We start from the raw sequence: 18003 nt of genomic DNA on the forward strand, positions 1-18003 counted from the left end.
TTAGACTTTAGACTTTAAACCATTTATTACCTTTGCCCCATGCCTGCTCCTAATCAAGCGAATATCGACTCGGCGAAGACCATTCTGAGGGCGTATCTGGAAAATAAAGGACTCCGGAAGACCCCCGAACGGTTCGCCATTCTGGAAGAGATTTACAACCGCGCGGATCACTTCGACGTGGATGAGCTGTATATCTCGATGAAAAACAAGAACTATCGCGTCAGTCGGGCCACGGTCTACAATACACTCGACGTGCTGGTTGACTGCGACTTAGTGACGAAACATCAGTTTGGCCGTAACCTGGCGCAGTATGAAAAATCGTATGGTTACCGCCAACACGACCACCTGATCTGTACCGATTGCCATAAAGTGATGGAATTTTGTGATCCCCGCGTTCAGAATATTCAGAACATGGTGGGCGACATGCTGAAGTTCAACGTCATGCACCACTCGCTGATCTTCTACGGCTCGTGCCAGCGCGACCCCTGCGAAAACCGGCGCGAAGGCGAGAAGGACCGGCAGGGCGAACCAGCCAGCCGCGTCGAGGTTGACTAAGCGTTTATCTGATCTCTCTCAAAAGCTATGAACGTACACGCTGACCTAATCAATCTCATTGCGCCAGGTGTCACACCAGCGCAAATTATTGATTTTAAGCCATCAGAAGAGGCTCAAAGTCAACTGAGCGAACTTCTGTACAAGAACAGGACAACAAGGCTTTCTGTGGAAGAAGAACGTGAATTAGAGCGTTTTAAGGACATGGAACACATTATTCGTATGGCCAAAGCCCGCGCCCGCAAGTATGTCGAGAAGCGGTGATTATATTTCGGCCGCAGTCTGCAGGCAGGTTGGCGAACGAGCTGGATTTCGGTGCGAATACTGCTGATGGCTGAACGCGATATGGGATTCAGTGCTGAAGCCGATCATGTTATCGCGCTGAAACATCGCGGGTCTGGTGAATTGATTAACCTGGCGTTTTCCTGTTGCATTTGTAATGGCAACAAAGGCAGCGACATAGCCTCTGTTACGCTGACGGATGAGTTAAGCTGTTTTTACAATCCACGAACCGATATCTGGTCAGAGCATTTTCAGCTTGTCAACTATCGAATCGAGCCACTATTGGCGAAGTAACTGAATTCATTTTTCGTTTTAACGATGAGGACCGCATTGAGGAACGGTCCATTTTATTTTAGATTTCAATGGTAGACGTATTATTAGGCCTCCAGTGGGGCGACGAGGGTAAAGGTAAGATTGTGGACGTACTGGCGCCACAATATCAGGTTGTTGCGCGTTTTCAGGGCGGCCCCAATGCAGGACATACGCTTGAATTTGACGGGTTCAAGCACGTGTTGCACCAGATTCCATCCGGCATTTTCCGGCCCGATGCCCTCAACATCATCGGTAACGGCGTCGTGCTCGACCCGATCGTTTTTCGGCGGGAAATTGACGGGCTGGCCAAGTTCAACCTGGATTTGCACGCGAACCTGATCATCTCGAAGAAAGCATCGCTCATCGTGCCCACGCACAGTCTGCTGGATGCCGCTTATGAGCAGGCCAAAGGAGCCGCCAAAATTGGGTCGACCCTACGCGGTATCGGGCCAACGTATCAGGATAAGGTAGCCCGGCAGGGGCTGCGCATCGGCGATGTGCTGTCGCCGAACTTCCGGCAGAAATACGATGCGCTCGTGAACGCCCACAAGGCGATTCTTGACCGGCTCAGGTTCGATTACGCTGTGCTGGCGGAATCGGAAGTGAAGTTTTTCTCGGCCGTCGAGTTTCTGAAGACATTTACCCTCAGCGATACCGAGTATGACGTAAACGATGCGCTACAGACTGGGAAGCGGGTGCTGGCTGAAGGGGCTCAGGGATCGCTCCTCGATCTTGATTTTGGCTCTTACCCGTTCGTGACCAGTTCGAGCACAATGGCCGCCGGTGCCTGCACGGGTCTGGGCATTGCGCCCCGGCAGATTGGCGAAGTATATGGCATTTTCAAGGCGTATTGCACCCGCGTTGGCAGTGGCCCCTTCCCAACCGAACTGCTGGAAGAAACCGGCGAACGAATGCGGCAGGAAGGCCGTGAATTTGGCTCAACCACGGGTCGTCCACGGCGGTGCGGCTGGCTCGATTTACCGGCCCTGAAATACGCCGTAATGCTCAACGGCGTCACCCAACTGGTGATGATGAAAGCCGACGTACTGACTATTTTCGATACAATCCGGGTTTGTACGCATTACCAGCTTCCCGACGGCACAATCACAGATCAGCTTCCGTACGACCTGTGTGATACAGACGTTGTACCGATTTACAAAGACTTTAAAGGGTGGGAAACGTCACTTGACGGCATCCGCACCTTCGACGCAATGCCCGCTGAACTGGCTGGGTACGTTAGTTACCTCGAAGCAGAACTGAATCTACCCATCAGCTTCGTATCAACCGGCCCTGACCGGGAAGCGCTGGTTCACCGGGAGGCAGTGAGCGTGTAACGCGCCGTTTCTCTACGGCTGAATGTGTTGTAGTATCAGGCCACAGTATCTTTACTCAATGACATCTAGGTGCAGGGAGCAAAGGTACTGTGGCCTGACCATTGATGAGCAGATAGCAGGCATAACTCTATACCTAATCGGTCCAGGTTTTCTTACCCAGCACCAGTTCAACGGTAAAACCATTGTCATAGTTGGCAACCAGGTGTCCGCCCAGTTGTGTGGCTCTCATGGCCATATTTTTAAGACCAAGTCCATCGGAGTTTGTCGGCTTGCGCTCAGAACCATTGTCGTGAATCAATAGGTAAAGCCCGCTTTTGCTCTGTCTGAACTGAATAGTTACCTGCCGGGCATCCGAATGTTTGCAGATGTTACTGATGGCCTCCTTGAAAATCAGATAGATATTTTGCCGCGTCTGAGGGTCGATAAACTGGCGGGGATCGTCGACGGCAATCTCAAAATTGTGGCTGATCTGCTTCAGATTAAGGTTTTTTTCGGCAAAGGCCCTCATCCGGTCAACGAGGTTTTCGTATTTGTCTTTGCGGGAATCAATGGCCCAAACGGTATCGCGCATTCGGTCCATTGCTTCGTGGCTCATGTCGCTGATTTCGTTTAAGGGATCTTTCTGATCCTCGCCGGCGGTGAGGGCGATCATTTGCGACTGCATGGCGAGGCCCGATAAAATAGACCCAACATCGTCGTGGAGATCGCTGGATATGCGGGTTCGTATCGCTTCCAGTGCCCTGATTCGTTCCAGACCCTGCCGCACCCGATACTGAATAATGGCATACACAATACTGGCAGTGAACAACGTATAGACCACATACGCCCACCCCGTTTCCCACCAGGGCGGGCGTATTCGGAAGGCGTATTGAAACGCCTGACTCCAGCGACCGTCCCCATTTCTGGCCCGCACCCGAAACGTGTAAGCGCCCGGTAGCAGGTTGCCGTAGGCCGCTTCAGAACGGTTGGTTGGGCTGCTCCAGGTGTCGTCTAAACCATCTAACTGGTACTGATACCGCACCATTTGTGGGGTGTTGGTATTGATCCCGACAAAATCAAAATCGATAAAATTATGGTTGTAAGGCAAACTCAGCCCCTCTGGAATGGCGTACCAGTCGGATAGCTGCCTGAACCGGAACCCGCCTACCCTAACCCCGTTTGGCAGCACTAAACTCGTGTCGGTTTGCCAGGCTATCCGTTCGTTAAACAGCCTGATATCGGTTAATTGAACGTTGGGCAGGGTTGTATCCGGGCGCACCTTTTCCGGGTCGAAAACAGTCAGTTTTTTAGTCGTACCAATCCAGATTTTACCCGTCCGGTCTTCGCAAATCGAATTGGTCATGCAGCCCGTTCCCAGAAAACCATCTTCCTGCGTGAACGTAACGAAACGCCCTTCAGTGGGCGAAAATCGGCTGATACCATAATAATTACCAAACCAGAGGTTCCCTTTCCGATCTTCCAGGATGGAGCGCACATCGTTGTTACTCAGCCCTTCGCGTTCGGTGTAGTGGATAAACCGGGCGGGTTTTCCGGCAGCAGCGTGTTTGTATTGGCTAACCCCTCCGCCGATGGTGCCAAACCAAACAGCTCCCCACCTATCGACCCGGACAGGACGGACTTTATCGGCACTTAATCCAGCTATTTTGTCGAAATGTGTGAATCGACCTTTCTGCCCGTCGGGGGCTGGTTCGTATTTGGTGAATCCTTCGCCCCACGACCCAAACCAGAACGTACCCCGTTTATCCTGCGCGATAGACCAGAAATCCCGGCTGTTCAGGCCCTGTGCCTGGGTAAAATTGGTAAACGTCTTCCCATCAAACCGACTGACTCCACCGGCTATTTTGCTCAACTGACCGAACCACATATGCCCGTTTTGATCTTCCAGCATGGATACAATAAAGTTGGAGAGTAACCCCTGTTGCTGGGTATACTGCGTGAACGTACCTGCGCCTCCATTGGCCGACGGTGTAAACTCGGTAACACCGCCCTCGCGGGTGCCTATCCAGATATGCCCTTTCCGGTCTTCATAAAGGGCATATACCACGTTATCGCTCAAGCCCTCGGCGGTTGTATAGTAGGAAAAAGTGCCGTTGTGGCCAGACTCCGGAGGGTGGTACTGGATTACGCCGCTCCCATACGTACCCAGCCAGATGGTGCCATTTCGGTCTTCCAGTATTGCCAGAATCGCCTTGTCGGTCAGGCCGTCCTGCTCAGTCAGAAACCGGAACGAATTGGCACTGTATTTAGACACGCCACTTTCAGTACCAATCCAGATGTTGCCAATAGGGTCTTCAAACAACGACAGAATGCTATGATTGGGCAGACCGTCCTGTTCGGTCAGGTGGGTAAACCGGCCCGAACGGTCCGCGTCTTCATAGATCGTGATACCCTGCTCGGTGCCAAACAGAATTTGCCCCTGTTTATCCACCAGGATCGTATTTATCCTATTGTCAATCAGACCGTTTTGGGTGGTAAACTGCCTGAACCAGGCATTCTGACCCTCTGTGGCGGGCTTATATTGACAAGCGCCTTCATCAGTGCCGAACCACAATGTACCGTCGTGGTGCTTAGCAATGGCCAGGACATTATTGCCCGGCAACCCCTCTTTTTGGGTATAATTTCTGAACGTGAATGACTCTCCTGCCGCTGTTTGGCGGATGCTTAGGCTCGACAGGCCGTGGTTATACGTACCGGCCCAGATTATCCCCTGATTATCTTCAAAAATTCGATTTACCAGGTTAAACGCCAGCCCCTCGCCGACGGTGAACCGGGTGAATATATCCTCCCTCGGGTTTAAGCGGGCAATGCCGCCATAGGTAGCAAACCAGATATTTCCGTGTTTATCTTCAATAATTTCGTTGACAATATCGGCTGGTAACCCTTCATTGACCGTGTAGTTGGTAAAGTATTTTCCGTCGAATCGGGAGGCTCCTACCTGTGTGGCAAACCACAAATTACCAGTCCGATCTTTCAGAATGTTCAGCACTGTGTTATTGCACAGCCCTTCGCGCTCAGTGTAGGTGGTAAACGACTTTCCATCATATTTCGAGACGCCGCCGAAGCCCGTGGCGATCCAGAGATTACCAAATTTATCCTGAACCACTTCCGAAATATTCAGGTTTTTCAGCCCGTGTACCAGCCCGAAGGTGGTAATGTTTTTGGGGTTCTGATCTTTAGAAAGGGGCGTTTGTGAGGGTTTCTTTTCGGGAATACCAGCCAATACACAAGTAGGCGTTGCAGCCACCCGTTTGGGCAGACTATACCCATTTTGCCCCGCCACACGCACTGTTGGACTACCCGCTTTCTGGCGGTCTGGAAGCGGAAACACATACGCTTCCAGGGGTATCGAAACCACCCTCGGCTTGCCCGCTTTCACCACCTTTGGCGAGCGTAAAGGCACCTGAACCGGTAGCTGAATACTGTCCTGGGGCACCACCCGGCCCTTTGCTTCTACCACAGTTGGCGTTGGAAAAGCATTACTAACGGTAGGTTGTCCTGGCTGACTACAGGACAATAGCAATCCACAGACGGCCCCGCCAAACAGGCGGATGAACTGATATATCCGGGAATTGCAATTCATCCAATTTGGCCTTTCATGTACTTCGTGATGGCTTCGGTCTTGTTGTTGACCTGCAACACTTTATACATTTTCTTGATATGCGAGCGGACAGTCTCCACCGATATGAATAGTTGGGTGGAGATCGTCGCGTAGCTTTTACCATCGACCAGCATCTCCAGGATTTCTTTCTGCCGGTCGGTCAGAATAGTGGCTTTGCTGATGCGCCCGCCCATGAGGTGATTTACAATCTCGCGGGCAATAGACGGCGACATATATGACCCGCCGTTGACCACAATTCGCAACGCATCGACAATTTCGGGCAGGCTCGCTTTCTTGGAAATGTACGAACACGCGCCCGAACACAGGGCTTTCAGAATAACATCCTCTTCTTCGTAGGTAGTCAGCATCACCACGTCGGCGTTGGGCAATCGCTCAAAAATAAGCGGCAGGGCGTCCAGCCCCGACATGCCCGGCAAGCCAATGTCCAGCAGTACAATATCGGTACTCAGCCGCGAATCGACCCGGAGCGCGTGAAAGAACGACTCCGCCGAGCCATGTACCATCATCACGGCAAACTCTTCGTGAAAGCCGATAAACTTAGCCACGTTGTCGCGGATCACTTTATTGTCCTCAATGATACTGATGCTGGTCTGTTTCATATTGGTAAAATTACCCAAAAGTAAATAGGTCAATCACATGATCCAACCACCCCGCCGGGTGATTTTACAGGCTTGATTATCAAGGAAAACCACCCGGCGGGGTGATTGTGAGCCAGCGTTTATGGTGACAATTTTGAATCGCCAACTAAAGGCCAACCCGTAAAAACTTCGTTACTATGAAATCCACTCATCTATCGACAGTGCATCGCTTTCGTAGCAGTTTAAGTAAAAATCGTATCCTGGCTATAAGCCTGTTCATGGTAATTTGGACTGTTTGCTCCGGTGCTTACGCGCAGACCGTGCTGGTCAACTTTTACCGGCCCGGCAAGATCGGTATCAGCAACGGCAAACCGGCCCTTGCCGAAACCAATGCCACCTGGGAGCTGGAGCCGGTAAATGGCTATTTCCGGATTAAAAACACCGTTACTGGCGGCTACCTGCACTGCGAGACCAAAACGCTGACCGTCGGGCCGATACAACCCGCCTGGTGGAGTGCGATGTGGACGTTCAAATCGGTCGGCAAGAACATCAGCCTGATTATCAATCGGTTCACCGGCGAGTACCTCCACGTGGAGCGGGGGCCGCTTGAACTGAGCAAGATCGGCTCCGAGGGCTGGAACTCGGCCTACTGGCACAGAGCAAGCAACATCCCGACCGGCCAACTGTCGGCAGATGCCAAACATGTCTATATGTCGATAGCCCCGATCACGCAGGATTTGCCCGTCAGGGGTGACGATGCCGGCGGGCAGATCGCCAATCTGCAACTTGTGGTTAAGCCCAGTATGCACGTGGCCAACACCGGCAAACAGATTTTGCTGCTGGACATCGGTGATTCCAAAGTGCTGGAGCGTCGGGGGAGCATTAAAGACAACACCACCAAGGCCCGTGGCTGGTTCTATGAATCGGCCAAAATCAGCCTGATCAACTCCAAAAATGTACAACTGATGGAAGTGCCGAACGTGAGCAACAATATCGAAGGCCAGATGACCTCCACCTTTGCCAACACGTCCGGCGTTGATCTGTCTGTCGGTCCCAGTGGTCCCACTGGTGGCGTAAATAACTCGAACACCAAGAGCGCGTCCTATTCGCGGACGGTGAAGGGCTATACCCTGGATCCGCCGACGGCCGAGGAGGTGGTGGCTTCGTTCAACATTCGTATGTCGGGTTCGCTCGATGACGGGGCGGGCGGTCTTGTGCCGTACAACAACCCGTATGAGTTGTCGAACATCTCGAAGTACGGGCCTACGGATAGCTTTGCGGGTTTGTTTACAGGCGAAGCCTACAAAGGCTACCAGTTGAACGGGCTGACCGACTCTGCGCTGGGGAAAGGGCTGTATCTGCCAGCGCAGGTCATGTACGAAGCGCCGGCCAACGCCAAAGGGATGGCTGAGTTTCTAATTAAGGTATCGGTTACGCTTCGGCGGGTGTACTGTACGGGTACTACTAAGGCCAACGCCAATGTCAAATTTGAAACCCGGGGGGTTACTTTCGAAGTACCGATCTGGATCAATCTGGACATGAATTCATACAAGCCGATGTGAATACCTGCCAGCAGCATTTAATGCTCCGTTTCTACACCTTAATGCGCTGCTTAACTGCCTGACTGCCCAGGCCCAGACCATCCGGTACGTGTCAATCAGCGGCCCTGATACCAACCCGGCGACTGCTACAAGCTGGGCCACCACTACCACCGGTTTGCAGGGAGCCATCAATTCCTTATCGGCCACGGGCAGACGGGTTTAGATACGTTCGAGTATGTACAAAACGGGCAGCAACGCCAACGGGTGTAGTCTGACCGATGGCTATGGGGGCTCTACAACAGCGGAGCCAACACCGTTCCGACCAATGATACGGCCCTGGAAGGCATATTTCGCTATGATCTTCCCGGCAGACAGTTACGCCTGGGGCAGTTGTGTATGAACTAAATTGCCTGTCCTGATAAAGCAAAGTGGCCCCACCTACACTAGATGGGGCCACTTTTTTATGGAGGAAGGCGCTGAAAAGCCAGTTTATACACCAAGCGTACCGCCCGAAGTAGCGTTGCCCGACGAGCCTTCACGGCCTGAACCTGTTGAGTAGCCCAGTGTGCCGGAGTTGCCCGTTGTGGTATCGGAACCGTAGGTAGTCGACGTACCTGAAGCCGAGCCGCTTTGGTAGTTGGCACCACTGGCGTAACCCGACTGACTACCGCTTGTGCTGCCTACGTTCGTGTTCAGCAGGTCGTCATCGTCGTAGTAATTCCGACGATTCGGGCTTGAATACGTTGAGTCATTGTTTCCTTCTGACTTTGCCCGCTCATTCACGAATGTTTCGGCCAGTTGGGTTAACTTCTTATCTGTATTTTTTTCTTCCTGCAACGTCTGCTCAATCAATTGGGCCGCTTCTGTATAACCCAGCAATTGGGCCAACGCGTGAAGTGAACCATAGGCGGCAATTTCGTGATGCTCCACTTTCTGACCAGCAATAATCAGGGCAGCGTCGCGGGTGAGTGAACCAGAATCGGTCAGGCTGATGACGTTATCGGCGTCGTCGGCCAGGCCGTCGATGGCATTGCAAGTCATTGTATCAGGCTCCTCATTGATGCTCTGGAAAACGCGCTCGAGGCGAGTCACCTGATTGCGGGTTTCTTCCAGATGTAGCTGAAACGCCTGACGTACCTGATCTGTCGTAGCCGCGTCTGCCATGTTTGGCATGTTATCAACCAACGCTTTTTCCGCGTAGTAAACGCCTTTCAATTCATTGATGAACAGGCTACGGAGTCCTTCGTCATTGTCAGTTGTTGAGCCGCCCGAGAAAAAATCAGCGATCTGTTTGCCAATAGTTGCCATAACTTAAGTTGAGTTTTGTTTTGTACTAGTTGATTACGACAACTTTTAGGGCAACTTCCATACCACCTGTTGACACTGTGTTAGTTAGCTTTTTTCATGAAACAATTGTGAGTAATTTATTCTACAAAAACAGTAGAACAAATGGACAACTGTTCACTTTCTCTACACGCAGGTACGTTGCCGAAACCAGTAACTACCTGATTACTTGACCCTAGTCTCCCCTTTGCCAGTTTGCGAAGCCAGCAAGGTGGCGGCTTCGCGAAGCACTTGTTCATACACGTTCGGATTACTTTCCCGCACTACCCGATGCCGGTCCCTATTCAGGGGTCCCCATTCGGCGGGGTCGGCCGACGTGTAGATGACAACGCTGGGCGTCTGGCTGGCAATGGCTAGGTGGGCAACGCCCGTATCGTTGCTAACCAGCAGGGCAGCCTGATTCAGTAGTGAGGCCAAAACGCCCAGCGATGTCTGGCCGGCCAGCGAAATTGCCGGGCGAATCATCAACGATTTCACCTCGTAAATGATTGGTTGCTCAGCAATTGTACCGGTCAATACAATCTGGTAGCCTTGCCGGGCCAACTCGTCGGCTACGGCGGCAAACTGATACGCTGGCCACCGTCGCCCCGAAATCCCACCCGCATGAATGCATACGTAACCGTGCGGCTCCAGTTCACTGGCGGTGAGCAGTTGCCAGGTACGTTCCTCATCGGCGTGATTGATCGAAAACGTGGTTTCGGTGCCCTGATCAGCAATTCCCAGGTACGTCATCAGGCTGAGGTGGCGGTGAATCTCATGGCTCGGTGCCGGGTACTGCATAAAAAGACCCGCCTGTTCGGCCCATCGTTCAGAAGGTATATCGGGCATGAAATAGCCTGCCAACACCTTGCCTCCCACCAAACTGAGCATGGCATTGACCAGCGTACCATTTCCCTGAAGTTGCATCACCACATCCCACCGGCGAACTTGCATATCACTCAGAAAGGCCACAACCTGAGCCGGATCGACGGGCTGTTCGGGAAGACCGGGCCAGCCGGGAAATGCAATGAACTCGTCGATGCAATCGCGATAGGCCGTTACAAATTCATGCGCCCAGGGTAGGCTGATGAGGGCAATGTGGGCGTCGGGAAACGCCTGCCGCAACGCCCTAAACGTAGGCACGGTACAGAGCAAATCGCCCAGTTTAATGGCCCGGAACAAAGCGATCGTTCGGGGTGGATGGCCAAGTGCCTGCGTTAATTTGTCCATAAACGTTTTCGCTCAAACGCCCATCACCAATACAGAGCCCGGTATTTTACGGCTCCGTACAACCGCCAGTACACCGATAAAAACGGAGTAGCCACGCTCAGCACAACCGCCTGACCCAACGACTGCCAGCTAAACGCCTGACTCCATAATCGCTCGATTAATAAGGTCAGCGTTAGCAACAGCCAGCAGGTCAACCCGGCGAAAACCATCGTCCGCTCTCCGGCTATAACGGCCATTCCACTAACCAGTACGGAACTGACGATCAGGTAGTAACGACGAACTAGCGATGAATAGGCCGGAATACGCTGCCTGAACAGGTCGGGGTGTTTTCGGTACAGCAGGGCATCGTACCGGTTCTTCCGCTCGTCGCGCAGGGGAGCATACCAGGGGGCCGGGCGCATGGGGTGTACGATCAGCGCCTCGGGGCAGGGCGTAATGGGAATGCCCAGCCGCAGCAGTTTAAACTGGAGTTCGCTGTCTTCGCGCCAGGCACTGTCAAAGGCTTCATCAAACCCGCCAACGCTATCAAGTACAGACCGTTTGCAGAACAGATTGGCCGTAATAAACTCGGCTGTTTCCAGCAGTGCCGTTGTGCGGTCATGGGCGGTGGGTCGTTCGGGCAGCGGCATGGTCAGTCGGCCGGTGAGCACGCTGGCTCCCTGACCGAAACCGGCCAGCGCCGCCGCCAGCCAGTTTGGATCAGGAATACAGTCATCGTCGGTGAAAGCGATCAGCGGGCTCAGTGCCACGCGCCAGCCCCGGTTGCGGGCCGCCGCCGGGCCACGGCGTTCGGGCTGTGCCAGGTAACGCACCGACAGGCCAGTTTCCTGCGCCACTTTACGCACGGCAAGGGCCGTTTGGGGCTGATCACCATCATCAACCACCAGTATTTCGAATTGCGCGGGCGACAGTGTTTGCTGCACCAGCGCAGTAAGGCACTTCCGCAACAGCTCAGGTCGCTGGTACGTAGGAATTATGACAGAGATTTGAGGAGTCATGCTGTATTCGAGGTCTGTTTCATAGACTACTGAAACGCGCTTACTTCTTCCCTCACTAAGCTATCCAGCGGTGCCGTCTGTGGTTTCTTCGTCAGCATGAATGAGCCGATCACCAGGGCATCCAGCGGTGAGGTCCAGAACGATTCAACGGCGTCGCGGGGGGTACAGACGACGGGTTCGCCGCGGGTATTGAACGACGTGTTGACCAGCACCGGCACGCCGGTCAGATCGGCAAAAGCCCGGATGAGATCGTAGTACGGTTTGTTCTGCTGCGGGTTCACCGTCTGAATACGGGCAGTACCGTCTGTATGCGTAACAGCAGGAATGGCGTGCGTCATTTCGGGACGTACATCGTTGATAAACAGCATAAACGGTGACTGACGGGCGTTCAGGAAATACGTATCGGCGGCTTCTTCCAGCACCGCCGGAGCCACCGGCCGGAACTCTTCCCGGTCTTTGAGGTCGTTGAGCCGCGCCTGCATTTCGGCGGGAAATGGCGGGGCCAGAATCGAACGGGCACCCAGTGCACGCGGGCCGAACTCCATTCCCTGCTGGAACCAGCCGATAATATGTCCGTCGGCCAGGTACGTTGCCACCTCCTGCGATACATCGGTCAGGCGGCGATAGGGCAGCTTCGACCAGTTCAGAAACGTTTCGATCTCGTCGTCGCTGAAGCTTGGCCCCAGGTAAACGTGGGTCATCTCGTAGCGCCGTTCGTTGGTCTGCCGTTGCTGGGCGTCTACACACATGGCCGCTCCGAGGGCCGTACCGGCGTCGCCAGCGGCGGGTTGTACCCAGATGTTTTTGAACGGTCCCTGATCGCGCAGGCGGGCATTCATGACGCAGTTGAGTGCCACACCACCGGCCATGCACAGGCTGTCGGCCCCGGTTCTCTGGTGGAGCCAGGTAATCAATTTCAACACGGTTTCTTCTAGCACCAGTTGCACCGAATGCGCCAGATCGAAATGAAACTCGTTGAGCGGGCCACCTTTCAGCCGCGCTTCACCAAACGTACTGACCAGGTCGAGCGGCGCGATGGTGTAGCTGCCCGTCTGCTCATCAACGCGGATACGCTGGCGGAAATGGTCGACATACATGGGTTTCCCGAACGAAGCCAGCGCCATTACTTTATATTCATCCGACGAGTGGAGGAAGCCCAGGTACGTGGTCAGTTCTTCGTAGAGCAACCCCAGCGAATGCGGTAACTGCACCTCGCCCAGCAGGGTCATCTGGTTGCCTTCGCCCAGCCAGTAGCTGGTGGTGGCCACTTCGCCGCGCCCATCGAGCACCAGCACCGCTGCCTTTTCGTAAGGGCTGGGCAGGAACGCACTCGCCGCATGCGCCACGTGATGATTCACGAAATGCCATTGATACGGCCCCTGCGCCGAAGTTCCCCGGAACCGCTCGGCCAGGTGCACCGGTACCCCGTCGACCAGGTGACCGGGGGCATTGAGAATACCCGACAAAAAAAGCCCTTCGTACGGATCATGGTCACCGTTTTTCATGGCTGCAACCCCTTCCGGCCGCAACGGGATTGTTACCGTCGACTCGCCGGACTGGCCATCGGGCAATAGCGCCGGATCGAACGAATAGGCAATATGGTCGACGTCGGTCAGGCGAATACCGGCGGTTTTCAGACAGAAGTCGATGGCATTGTAGGGCAGTTCATAGGCCGAAAAAGGAATGGGCCGTTTGCCATGCTTGATGTGGGTGAAGCGTTCTTCTTCAGCCGCCGCCAGCACAATTCCGTCTTTAACAAGCGCCGCCGCCGGGTCATGAAAAGCCGCGTTAATTCCTAGCGTGTACATAAGTTGAGTGATTAGTAAGTGGTTATTACTTGTCAGTTGCTTCGCGTCATTAAGTGGCCGCTACGCCGGGGCGCAGAGCCTTCGCTGTCAGTAAATAGTCGGGTCCCCATTGTCACGCGCCACAGGCAAGCGACAACGAAGAAGTTGCCAGCCTGAGTACGGCCTCGACGATAGCCTCGGGAGACGCCATTGGTTCGGCCGGTTCGGGGAAGTGTTGAAGCAGCACATTGCGTGACCGTAATTCGCTGGGTACGTTGGTGTACAGCACCTGGCTGGGTACGTTCCAGGGCGTGTGCTGCGGGTTTGTTTTGGCGTATACTACCACCACCGGCGTTTGTACGGCAGCGGCGATATGCACCGGCCCCGTGTTGTTCGACAGCAACACCGGTGCATCGGCAACGAGCGCAATGAACTGGCCGAGCGACAGGCCACCTGCTACATTGATGGCCCGCCCACCCAGCTTGCGTCGAATAGATTCCGCCAGTTCATATTCATCGGCAGTGCCGGTCAGCACCAGTTGGTAGTCGTGCTCATCGATCAGTGTTCGCGCCACGGCGGCAAATTGGTCGGCAGGGTAACGACGTTTGGCCTCGCTGACACCGGGATGCAGAATCAGCCACGGGCGGGCGGCGTCGAGGCCATATCGTTCCAGGAGTTCGCGGGCAGTTTGCCGGTCGTTTTCTTCGATCCTGAGTTGCAAACGCAGATCATTCGGCCGCTGACAGCCTACGGTTTCTACCAGAGCCAGTTGCCGGTCTACTTCATGGCGGGTAGCCACCAGCACTTCCGGGTCGGGCACCCAGTTGGTCATGAGTTGGTACGGATTTTCGCGGCAGTAGCCCAACACCTTCGGAATGCCTGCGAGATAACACAACATGGCCGCTGGCAACGGATTCTGGCTTTGTACCGTAAACACCACCGCCGCGTCGAAATGCTGTTTTTTTAGTTCATTGGCCATGTCGACAATGGCTTCGGGCTCATTGTCTCCACCTTGCACCCACGGCACATCGAAGCGGATGACGGCGTCGATAGCTGGTACATAACGACCAACGCCCGCTCCGGCTGATGACGTCAGCAGGGTCAACTGGCAGTTGGGCCAGGCCGATTTCATCGCCTGGAACGCGGGCGTCGTCATCAGCACGTCGCCAAGGTTATCCAGCCGAACACATAAAATGCGCGAGCCGTCGGGCCAGTTTTTGTTCGTCATAGGGGGTTGGTCGATTAGGGGACTGGGTAAATGGTCAATTAGGGATTGGGTAGATGGGTTGCTTCGCGCAGTACTTATCTATCCATTGTCCAAAATCAATTCAACCGCTTCCTGAATGGAGTGAACGGTGCCGGTAGGCTGGCGGTATGGACCAGTCAGCCACTCGGTTTCGTTTCCCCGATCGATCAGGATGGATCGGCATCCGGCGCGGTTTCCGGCTTCTATATCGTTTATAATATCTCCGACCATCCACGACGTACCCAGATCGAGGCCATGCTCCTGCGCGGCCTGAAGCAACATACCCGGCTCGGGCTTCCGGCAGGAACATGCCTGTTGATACGCTGCCACAGAGCCATCTGGATGGTGTGGACAGTAGTAAAAGGCGTCTGGTGCGGCTCCGAAAGGTATCAGCAACTCCGTTATTCGATGCCACACGGCCGATAAGGCTTTCTCTGGAAACAGACCCCGCGCAACCCCCGCCTGATTAGACACCACGACCAGCGCGTACCCAGCTTGCTTTACCCGGCGCAGGCCATCGCCCGCATCGGGGAACAAGGTGATCAGCGCGGGGTCAACGTTGTAGGGAAGGTCGGGAATCAGCGTGCCATCTTTATCCCAGAAAACAGCCTTTCGCGGCCCGCCCATCACCTGATCGACGGCTGGATGACGGCCCGGACCGCCTGCCCGGCCCACCGTCGGCTAAGGACTACCGACTCATACAGATTGAGCGTTTGCCGAACCACCCGCGCCCAGGTATAATGGGTACGTACATGCTGAACAGCGGCCAGGCTCATCGCCTGTCGGGCGGCATGGTTTGTCAACACCGTATGTAAATTCTCGGCCAGCGCAACCGGGTCGTTGGGCGGAACCAGGCAACCTGTTTTACCGGGCAATACGGTATGCTTGATACCACCCACGGCCGCGCCAATCACAGGCGTGCCACAGGCCATGGATTCAAGGGGGGTTATGCCAAAGGGTTCGTACCAGGGCGTGGTGACAAAAACGTCGGCGGCACTGTAATAATACCGTAGTCGTTGTTGCGAACGGCTACCTGTAAACGTCACTTGGTCAGTCACATTCAACTCATGGGCTAAAGCCTGCAACCGACCAATTTCGGGGGTAATAATCGGGTTGGGCTGGGTTGATTCGCCACCCACGATCAGCAACCGGGGCGTCTGCATGTGCAGGCGTTTCAACTCAGCCAGCGCACGGATGACGTTGTCAACTCCCTTTCGGGGCACCATCCGGCCCAGTTGCAGAATCACCGGCTCGGTTTGATCGATACCGATTTCGGCGCGGGCCAGGTCACGATTGACCGGGAAAAAGTCGGTGGGCGAATACCCGTTGGGAATCACCGTGATGCATTCCGGACTAGCCCCGTAGAGCGTGATCAGGTCGGTGCGATCCTGCGGGCAGAGGGCAATAACCTTGTCGGCGCCGCCAATGACCGTTTTTTCGATGCGCGTTCGCGAAGCCGGAAAGCCATCACTTCCACCCTGACAAAGCCGCCGCACTTCGCCCAACGCATGAAAGGTGATAACGAACGGAATACCCAATTCCTTTTTCAGGCGAAGTGCCACCATGCCCGACATAAAAAAATGAGCGTGTATGAGATGGTACGATTTACCCTGATACCGGATGAACTGCACCATGTTCAGCGCAAACTCATCCATATGTGGCAACAACTTTTCTTTTGCAATGACCTGCCGGGGACCAGCCGGGATGTGGATGACACGTACCTGGGGTTTCCACTGGACGATGGTGGGTTGCGATACATCAGACTGCCGGGTGAAAATGTCTACCCGCGCACCGGATCGAGCCAATTCAGTAGCTAATTCGGCCACTGCTATATTCTGACCACCCGCGTCGACACCACCGATTGTGGCAAGGGGCGACGCGTGTTCGGAGATAAAAGCGACTCGTATATCCGTACTATCCATAACGTTGAACGGAATTATAGAAAATTGCCTGCAATTCCGATGGTTTAACAGGCAACCCACTGGATGGTTATCGCCTCACAGACCGAATAGATACATTTGTCGGTATTGTGAGGAAACGGAACCAACCACTTTTCGACGGCACGAAAAGCAAAAAAAGCCAAACAGTTCGGTCGCCGACGGGGTTGCCAAAAGGGCTAAAACTCGCCTTCAAGTGGCTTAAATCGTTCGTTTAGGCCTATTTCCCTATACTTTATGGCTCGATTAAACATCCTGATCTGGCACATCCACGGTGCCTATTTAACTGCCATTACACAAACCGAACACAACTGGTACGTACCTACCAAACCCGGTTTTCCAGAGGGCTACGCGGGCCGGGGCGAAGGCTCAACCATGCCTGAATACGTGCGCGAAATTCCCGCCGATTCCGTGCGCGACCTGCCGCTCGACCTTATCATTTGCCAGACACCCAGCAACTACACCACCGACCGTTTCGAGCTTCTTTCGCCAGACCAACTGCGGTTGCCAACGATTTATCTGGAACACAACAGCCCCGAACCGCACCCGACCGATTCGCTCCACCCCGCCGCTGCCGACCCGACCACTACGCTGGTGCACGTAACGCATTACAACCGCCTGATGTGGGACAATGGGCAAGCCGCCAGCCGGGTTATCGAACACAGCGTGGCTATCGACCCAACCATCCGGTACAGCGGCCACCGCGCAGAGGGCCTTATCGTGGTCAACGAGTTGCGCCGCCGTGGCCGCATGGCGGGGCTGGATTTATACAACTACCTGCGCCCCCGGATTCCCATCACCGTGGCCGGTATGGATTCGCTGTCGGTCGGGGGCATCGGCGAAATTCACTACACCCGTCTGCATCAACGCGTAGCCGAATACCGGTTTCTGTTCAGCCCTATGCGCTATAGCAGCTTGCCCCTGGCCGTTATCGAAGCCATGACCATCGGCATGCCCGTTGTGGCACTGGCCACCACCGAATTGCCTACGGTGATTCGAAACGGCATACATGGTTTCGTATCGGCCAACCCCGATGAACTGGCAAAGCAAATGGCGTTCCTGCTGGATAACCCCGACGAAGCCAGACGAATGGGCGAAAATGCGCGGGAACTGGCCCTGACCCGGTTTGGACTGGCCCGCTTTGTGCAGGACTGGAACAGCCTGTTTGGCGAGTTGACAGGTACGTAGTTTATTCCAGGCAGGGCAAAACTATTTAAACCTGATAGACTATGTCACAGGTATAGTTTTCGCTAATTTTGGCTAA

The 18003-nt window shown here is 54.4% G+C and carries 15 protein-coding genes; 6 read left to right on the forward strand and 9 right to left on the reverse strand.

All coding sequences use genetic code 11. The annotated features are described in order from the left end of the window. The first annotated feature begins 39 nt into the window (after nucleotides 1–39). The 4 genes from ACFE8Q_RS06925 to ACFE8Q_RS06940 all read left to right on the forward strand — a co-directional run bounded on the left by ACFE8Q_RS06925 (nucleotide 40) and on the right by ACFE8Q_RS06940 (nucleotide 2480). Complete coding sequence (locus ACFE8Q_RS06925) at nucleotides 40–555, forward strand: Fur family transcriptional regulator (protein WP_375444640.1); 516 nt, start codon at nucleotides 40–42, stop codon at nucleotides 553–555. A 27-nt stretch (nucleotides 556–582) separates the two neighbouring features. After that, nucleotides 583–816: a hypothetical protein gene (locus tag ACFE8Q_RS06930; protein ID WP_375444641.1), complete on the forward strand. Its 234-nt coding sequence runs from the start codon at nucleotides 583–585 to the stop codon at nucleotides 814–816. A gap of 66 nt (nucleotides 817–882) precedes the next feature. Then, complete coding sequence (locus ACFE8Q_RS06935; RefSeq protein ID WP_375444642.1) at nucleotides 883–1128, forward strand: HNH endonuclease; 246 nt, start codon at nucleotides 883–885, stop codon at nucleotides 1126–1128. Between the two features lie 68 nt (nucleotides 1129–1196). Further along, nucleotides 1197–2480: an adenylosuccinate synthase gene (locus tag ACFE8Q_RS06940; RefSeq protein WP_375444643.1), complete on the forward strand. Its 1284-nt coding sequence runs from the start codon at nucleotides 1197–1199 to the stop codon at nucleotides 2478–2480. Between the two features lie 133 nt (nucleotides 2481–2613). Here the strand turns inward: ACFE8Q_RS06940 and ACFE8Q_RS06945 are convergent, their stop codons facing one another. Both ACFE8Q_RS06945 and ACFE8Q_RS06950 read right to left on the reverse strand, forming a co-directional pair. Further along, nucleotides 2614–5937, reverse strand: coding sequence for a two-component regulator propeller domain-containing protein (locus ACFE8Q_RS06945; protein WP_375444644.1), 3324 nt, complete (start codon nucleotides 5935–5937; stop codon nucleotides 2614–2616). Nucleotides 5938–6056: 119 nt separating this feature from the next. Then, nucleotides 6057–6698, reverse strand: a complete 642-nt coding sequence (locus ACFE8Q_RS06950; RefSeq protein WP_375444645.1) for a response regulator — start codon at nucleotides 6696–6698, stop codon at nucleotides 6057–6059. A 176-nt stretch (nucleotides 6699–6874) separates the two neighbouring features. Between ACFE8Q_RS06950 and ACFE8Q_RS06955 the strand changes: the two genes are divergently transcribed. Further along, on the forward strand, nucleotides 6875–8239 hold the full coding sequence (locus ACFE8Q_RS06955; RefSeq protein ID WP_375444646.1) for a hypothetical protein: 1365 nt from the start codon (nucleotides 6875–6877) through the stop codon (nucleotides 8237–8239). A gap of 468 nt (nucleotides 8240–8707) precedes the next feature. Here the strand turns inward: ACFE8Q_RS06955 and ACFE8Q_RS06960 are convergent, their stop codons facing one another. The 7 genes from ACFE8Q_RS06960 to ACFE8Q_RS06990 form a co-directional block, all read right to left on the reverse strand. Continuing rightward, nucleotides 8708–9526 carry a DUF892 family protein gene (locus tag ACFE8Q_RS06960; protein WP_375444647.1) on the reverse strand — a complete coding sequence of 273 codons (819 nt, stop codon included), beginning with the start codon at nucleotides 9524–9526 and terminating at the stop codon, nucleotides 8708–8710. A 201-nt stretch (nucleotides 9527–9727) separates the two neighbouring features. Further along, the gene (locus ACFE8Q_RS06965) at nucleotides 9728–10771 is read right to left on the reverse strand and encodes a glycosyltransferase family 9 protein (RefSeq protein ID WP_375444648.1); all 1044 of its coding nucleotides are present in this window, start codon (nucleotides 10769–10771) and stop codon (nucleotides 9728–9730) included. 23 nt (nucleotides 10772–10794) lie between these two features. Further along, nucleotides 10795–11769 carry a glycosyltransferase family 2 protein gene (locus ACFE8Q_RS06970; protein ID WP_375444649.1) on the reverse strand — a complete coding sequence of 325 codons (975 nt, stop codon included), beginning with the start codon at nucleotides 11767–11769 and terminating at the stop codon, nucleotides 10795–10797. A gap of 26 nt (nucleotides 11770–11795) precedes the next feature. Next, complete coding sequence (locus ACFE8Q_RS06975) at nucleotides 11796–13577, reverse strand: carbamoyltransferase (RefSeq protein ID WP_375444650.1); 1782 nt, start codon at nucleotides 13575–13577, stop codon at nucleotides 11796–11798. 112 nt (nucleotides 13578–13689) lie between these two features. Then, nucleotides 13690–14784, reverse strand: a complete 1095-nt coding sequence (waaF, locus tag ACFE8Q_RS06980) for a lipopolysaccharide heptosyltransferase II (protein WP_375444651.1) — start codon at nucleotides 14782–14784, stop codon at nucleotides 13690–13692. 78 nt (nucleotides 14785–14862) lie between these two features. Then, nucleotides 14863–15477, reverse strand: coding sequence for a D-glycero-alpha-D-manno-heptose-1,7-bisphosphate 7-phosphatase (locus tag ACFE8Q_RS06985; protein ID WP_375444652.1), 615 nt, complete (start codon nucleotides 15475–15477; stop codon nucleotides 14863–14865). Beyond that, nucleotides 15429–16724 (reverse strand): glycosyltransferase family 4 protein, encoded by a 1296-nt coding sequence (locus tag ACFE8Q_RS06990; protein WP_375444653.1) that lies wholly within the window; start codon nucleotides 16722–16724, stop codon nucleotides 15429–15431. The genes ACFE8Q_RS06985 and ACFE8Q_RS06990 overlap by 49 nt, the downstream gene beginning before the upstream one ends. Before the next feature lie 252 nt (nucleotides 16725–16976). On the opposite strand from ACFE8Q_RS06990, the gene ACFE8Q_RS06995 reads away from it, so the two are divergent. Further along, complete coding sequence (locus tag ACFE8Q_RS06995) at nucleotides 16977–17927, forward strand: glycosyltransferase (protein ID WP_375444654.1); 951 nt, start codon at nucleotides 16977–16979, stop codon at nucleotides 17925–17927. Nucleotides 17928–18003: the final 76 nt, after the last annotated feature.

The sequence above is a fragment of the uncultured Fibrella sp. genome, assembly GCF_964250085.1.
Lineage (GTDB): Bacteria > Bacteroidota > Bacteroidia > Cytophagales > Spirosomataceae > Fibrella.

What these genes read in the sequence shown, in the direction of transcription:
- ACFE8Q_RS06925 (WP_375444640.1), top strand. Translation starts at nt 40, where the DNA reads ATGCCTGCTCCTAATCAAGCGAATATCGACTCGGCGAAGACCATTCTG.
- ACFE8Q_RS06930 (WP_375444641.1), top strand. Translation starts at nt 583, where the DNA reads ATGAACGTACACGCTGACCTAATCAATCTCATTGCGCCAGGTGTCACA.
- ACFE8Q_RS06935 (WP_375444642.1), top strand. Translation starts at nt 883, where the DNA reads ATGGCTGAACGCGATATGGGATTCAGTGCTGAAGCCGATCATGTTATC.
- ACFE8Q_RS06940 (WP_375444643.1), top strand. Translation starts at nt 1,197, where the DNA reads ATGGTAGACGTATTATTAGGCCTCCAGTGGGGCGACGAGGGTAAAGGT.
- ACFE8Q_RS06950 (WP_375444645.1), bottom strand. Translation starts at nt 6,698, where the DNA reads ATGAAACAGACCAGCATCAGTATCATTGAGGACAATAAAGTGATCCGC.
- ACFE8Q_RS06955 (WP_375444646.1), top strand. Translation starts at nt 6,875, where the DNA reads ATGAAATCCACTCATCTATCGACAGTGCATCGCTTTCGTAGCAGTTTA.
- ACFE8Q_RS06960 (WP_375444647.1), bottom strand. Translation starts at nt 9,526, where the DNA reads ATGGCAACTATTGGCAAACAGATCGCTGATTTTTTCTCGGGCGGCTCA.
- ACFE8Q_RS06965 (WP_375444648.1), bottom strand. Translation starts at nt 10,771, where the DNA reads ATGGACAAATTAACGCAGGCACTTGGCCATCCACCCCGAACGATCGCT.
- ACFE8Q_RS06970 (WP_375444649.1), bottom strand. Translation starts at nt 11,769, where the DNA reads ATGACTCCTCAAATCTCTGTCATAATTCCTACGTACCAGCGACCTGAG.
- ACFE8Q_RS06975 (WP_375444650.1), bottom strand. Translation starts at nt 13,577, where the DNA reads ATGTACACGCTAGGAATTAACGCGGCTTTTCATGACCCGGCGGCGGCG.
- waaF (WP_375444651.1), bottom strand. Translation starts at nt 14,784, where the DNA reads ATGACGAACAAAAACTGGCCCGACGGCTCGCGCATTTTATGTGTTCGG.
- ACFE8Q_RS06990 (WP_375444653.1), bottom strand. Translation starts at nt 16,724, where the DNA reads ATGGATAGTACGGATATACGAGTCGCTTTTATCTCCGAACACGCGTCG.
- ACFE8Q_RS06995 (WP_375444654.1), top strand. Translation starts at nt 16,977, where the DNA reads ATGGCTCGATTAAACATCCTGATCTGGCACATCCACGGTGCCTATTTA.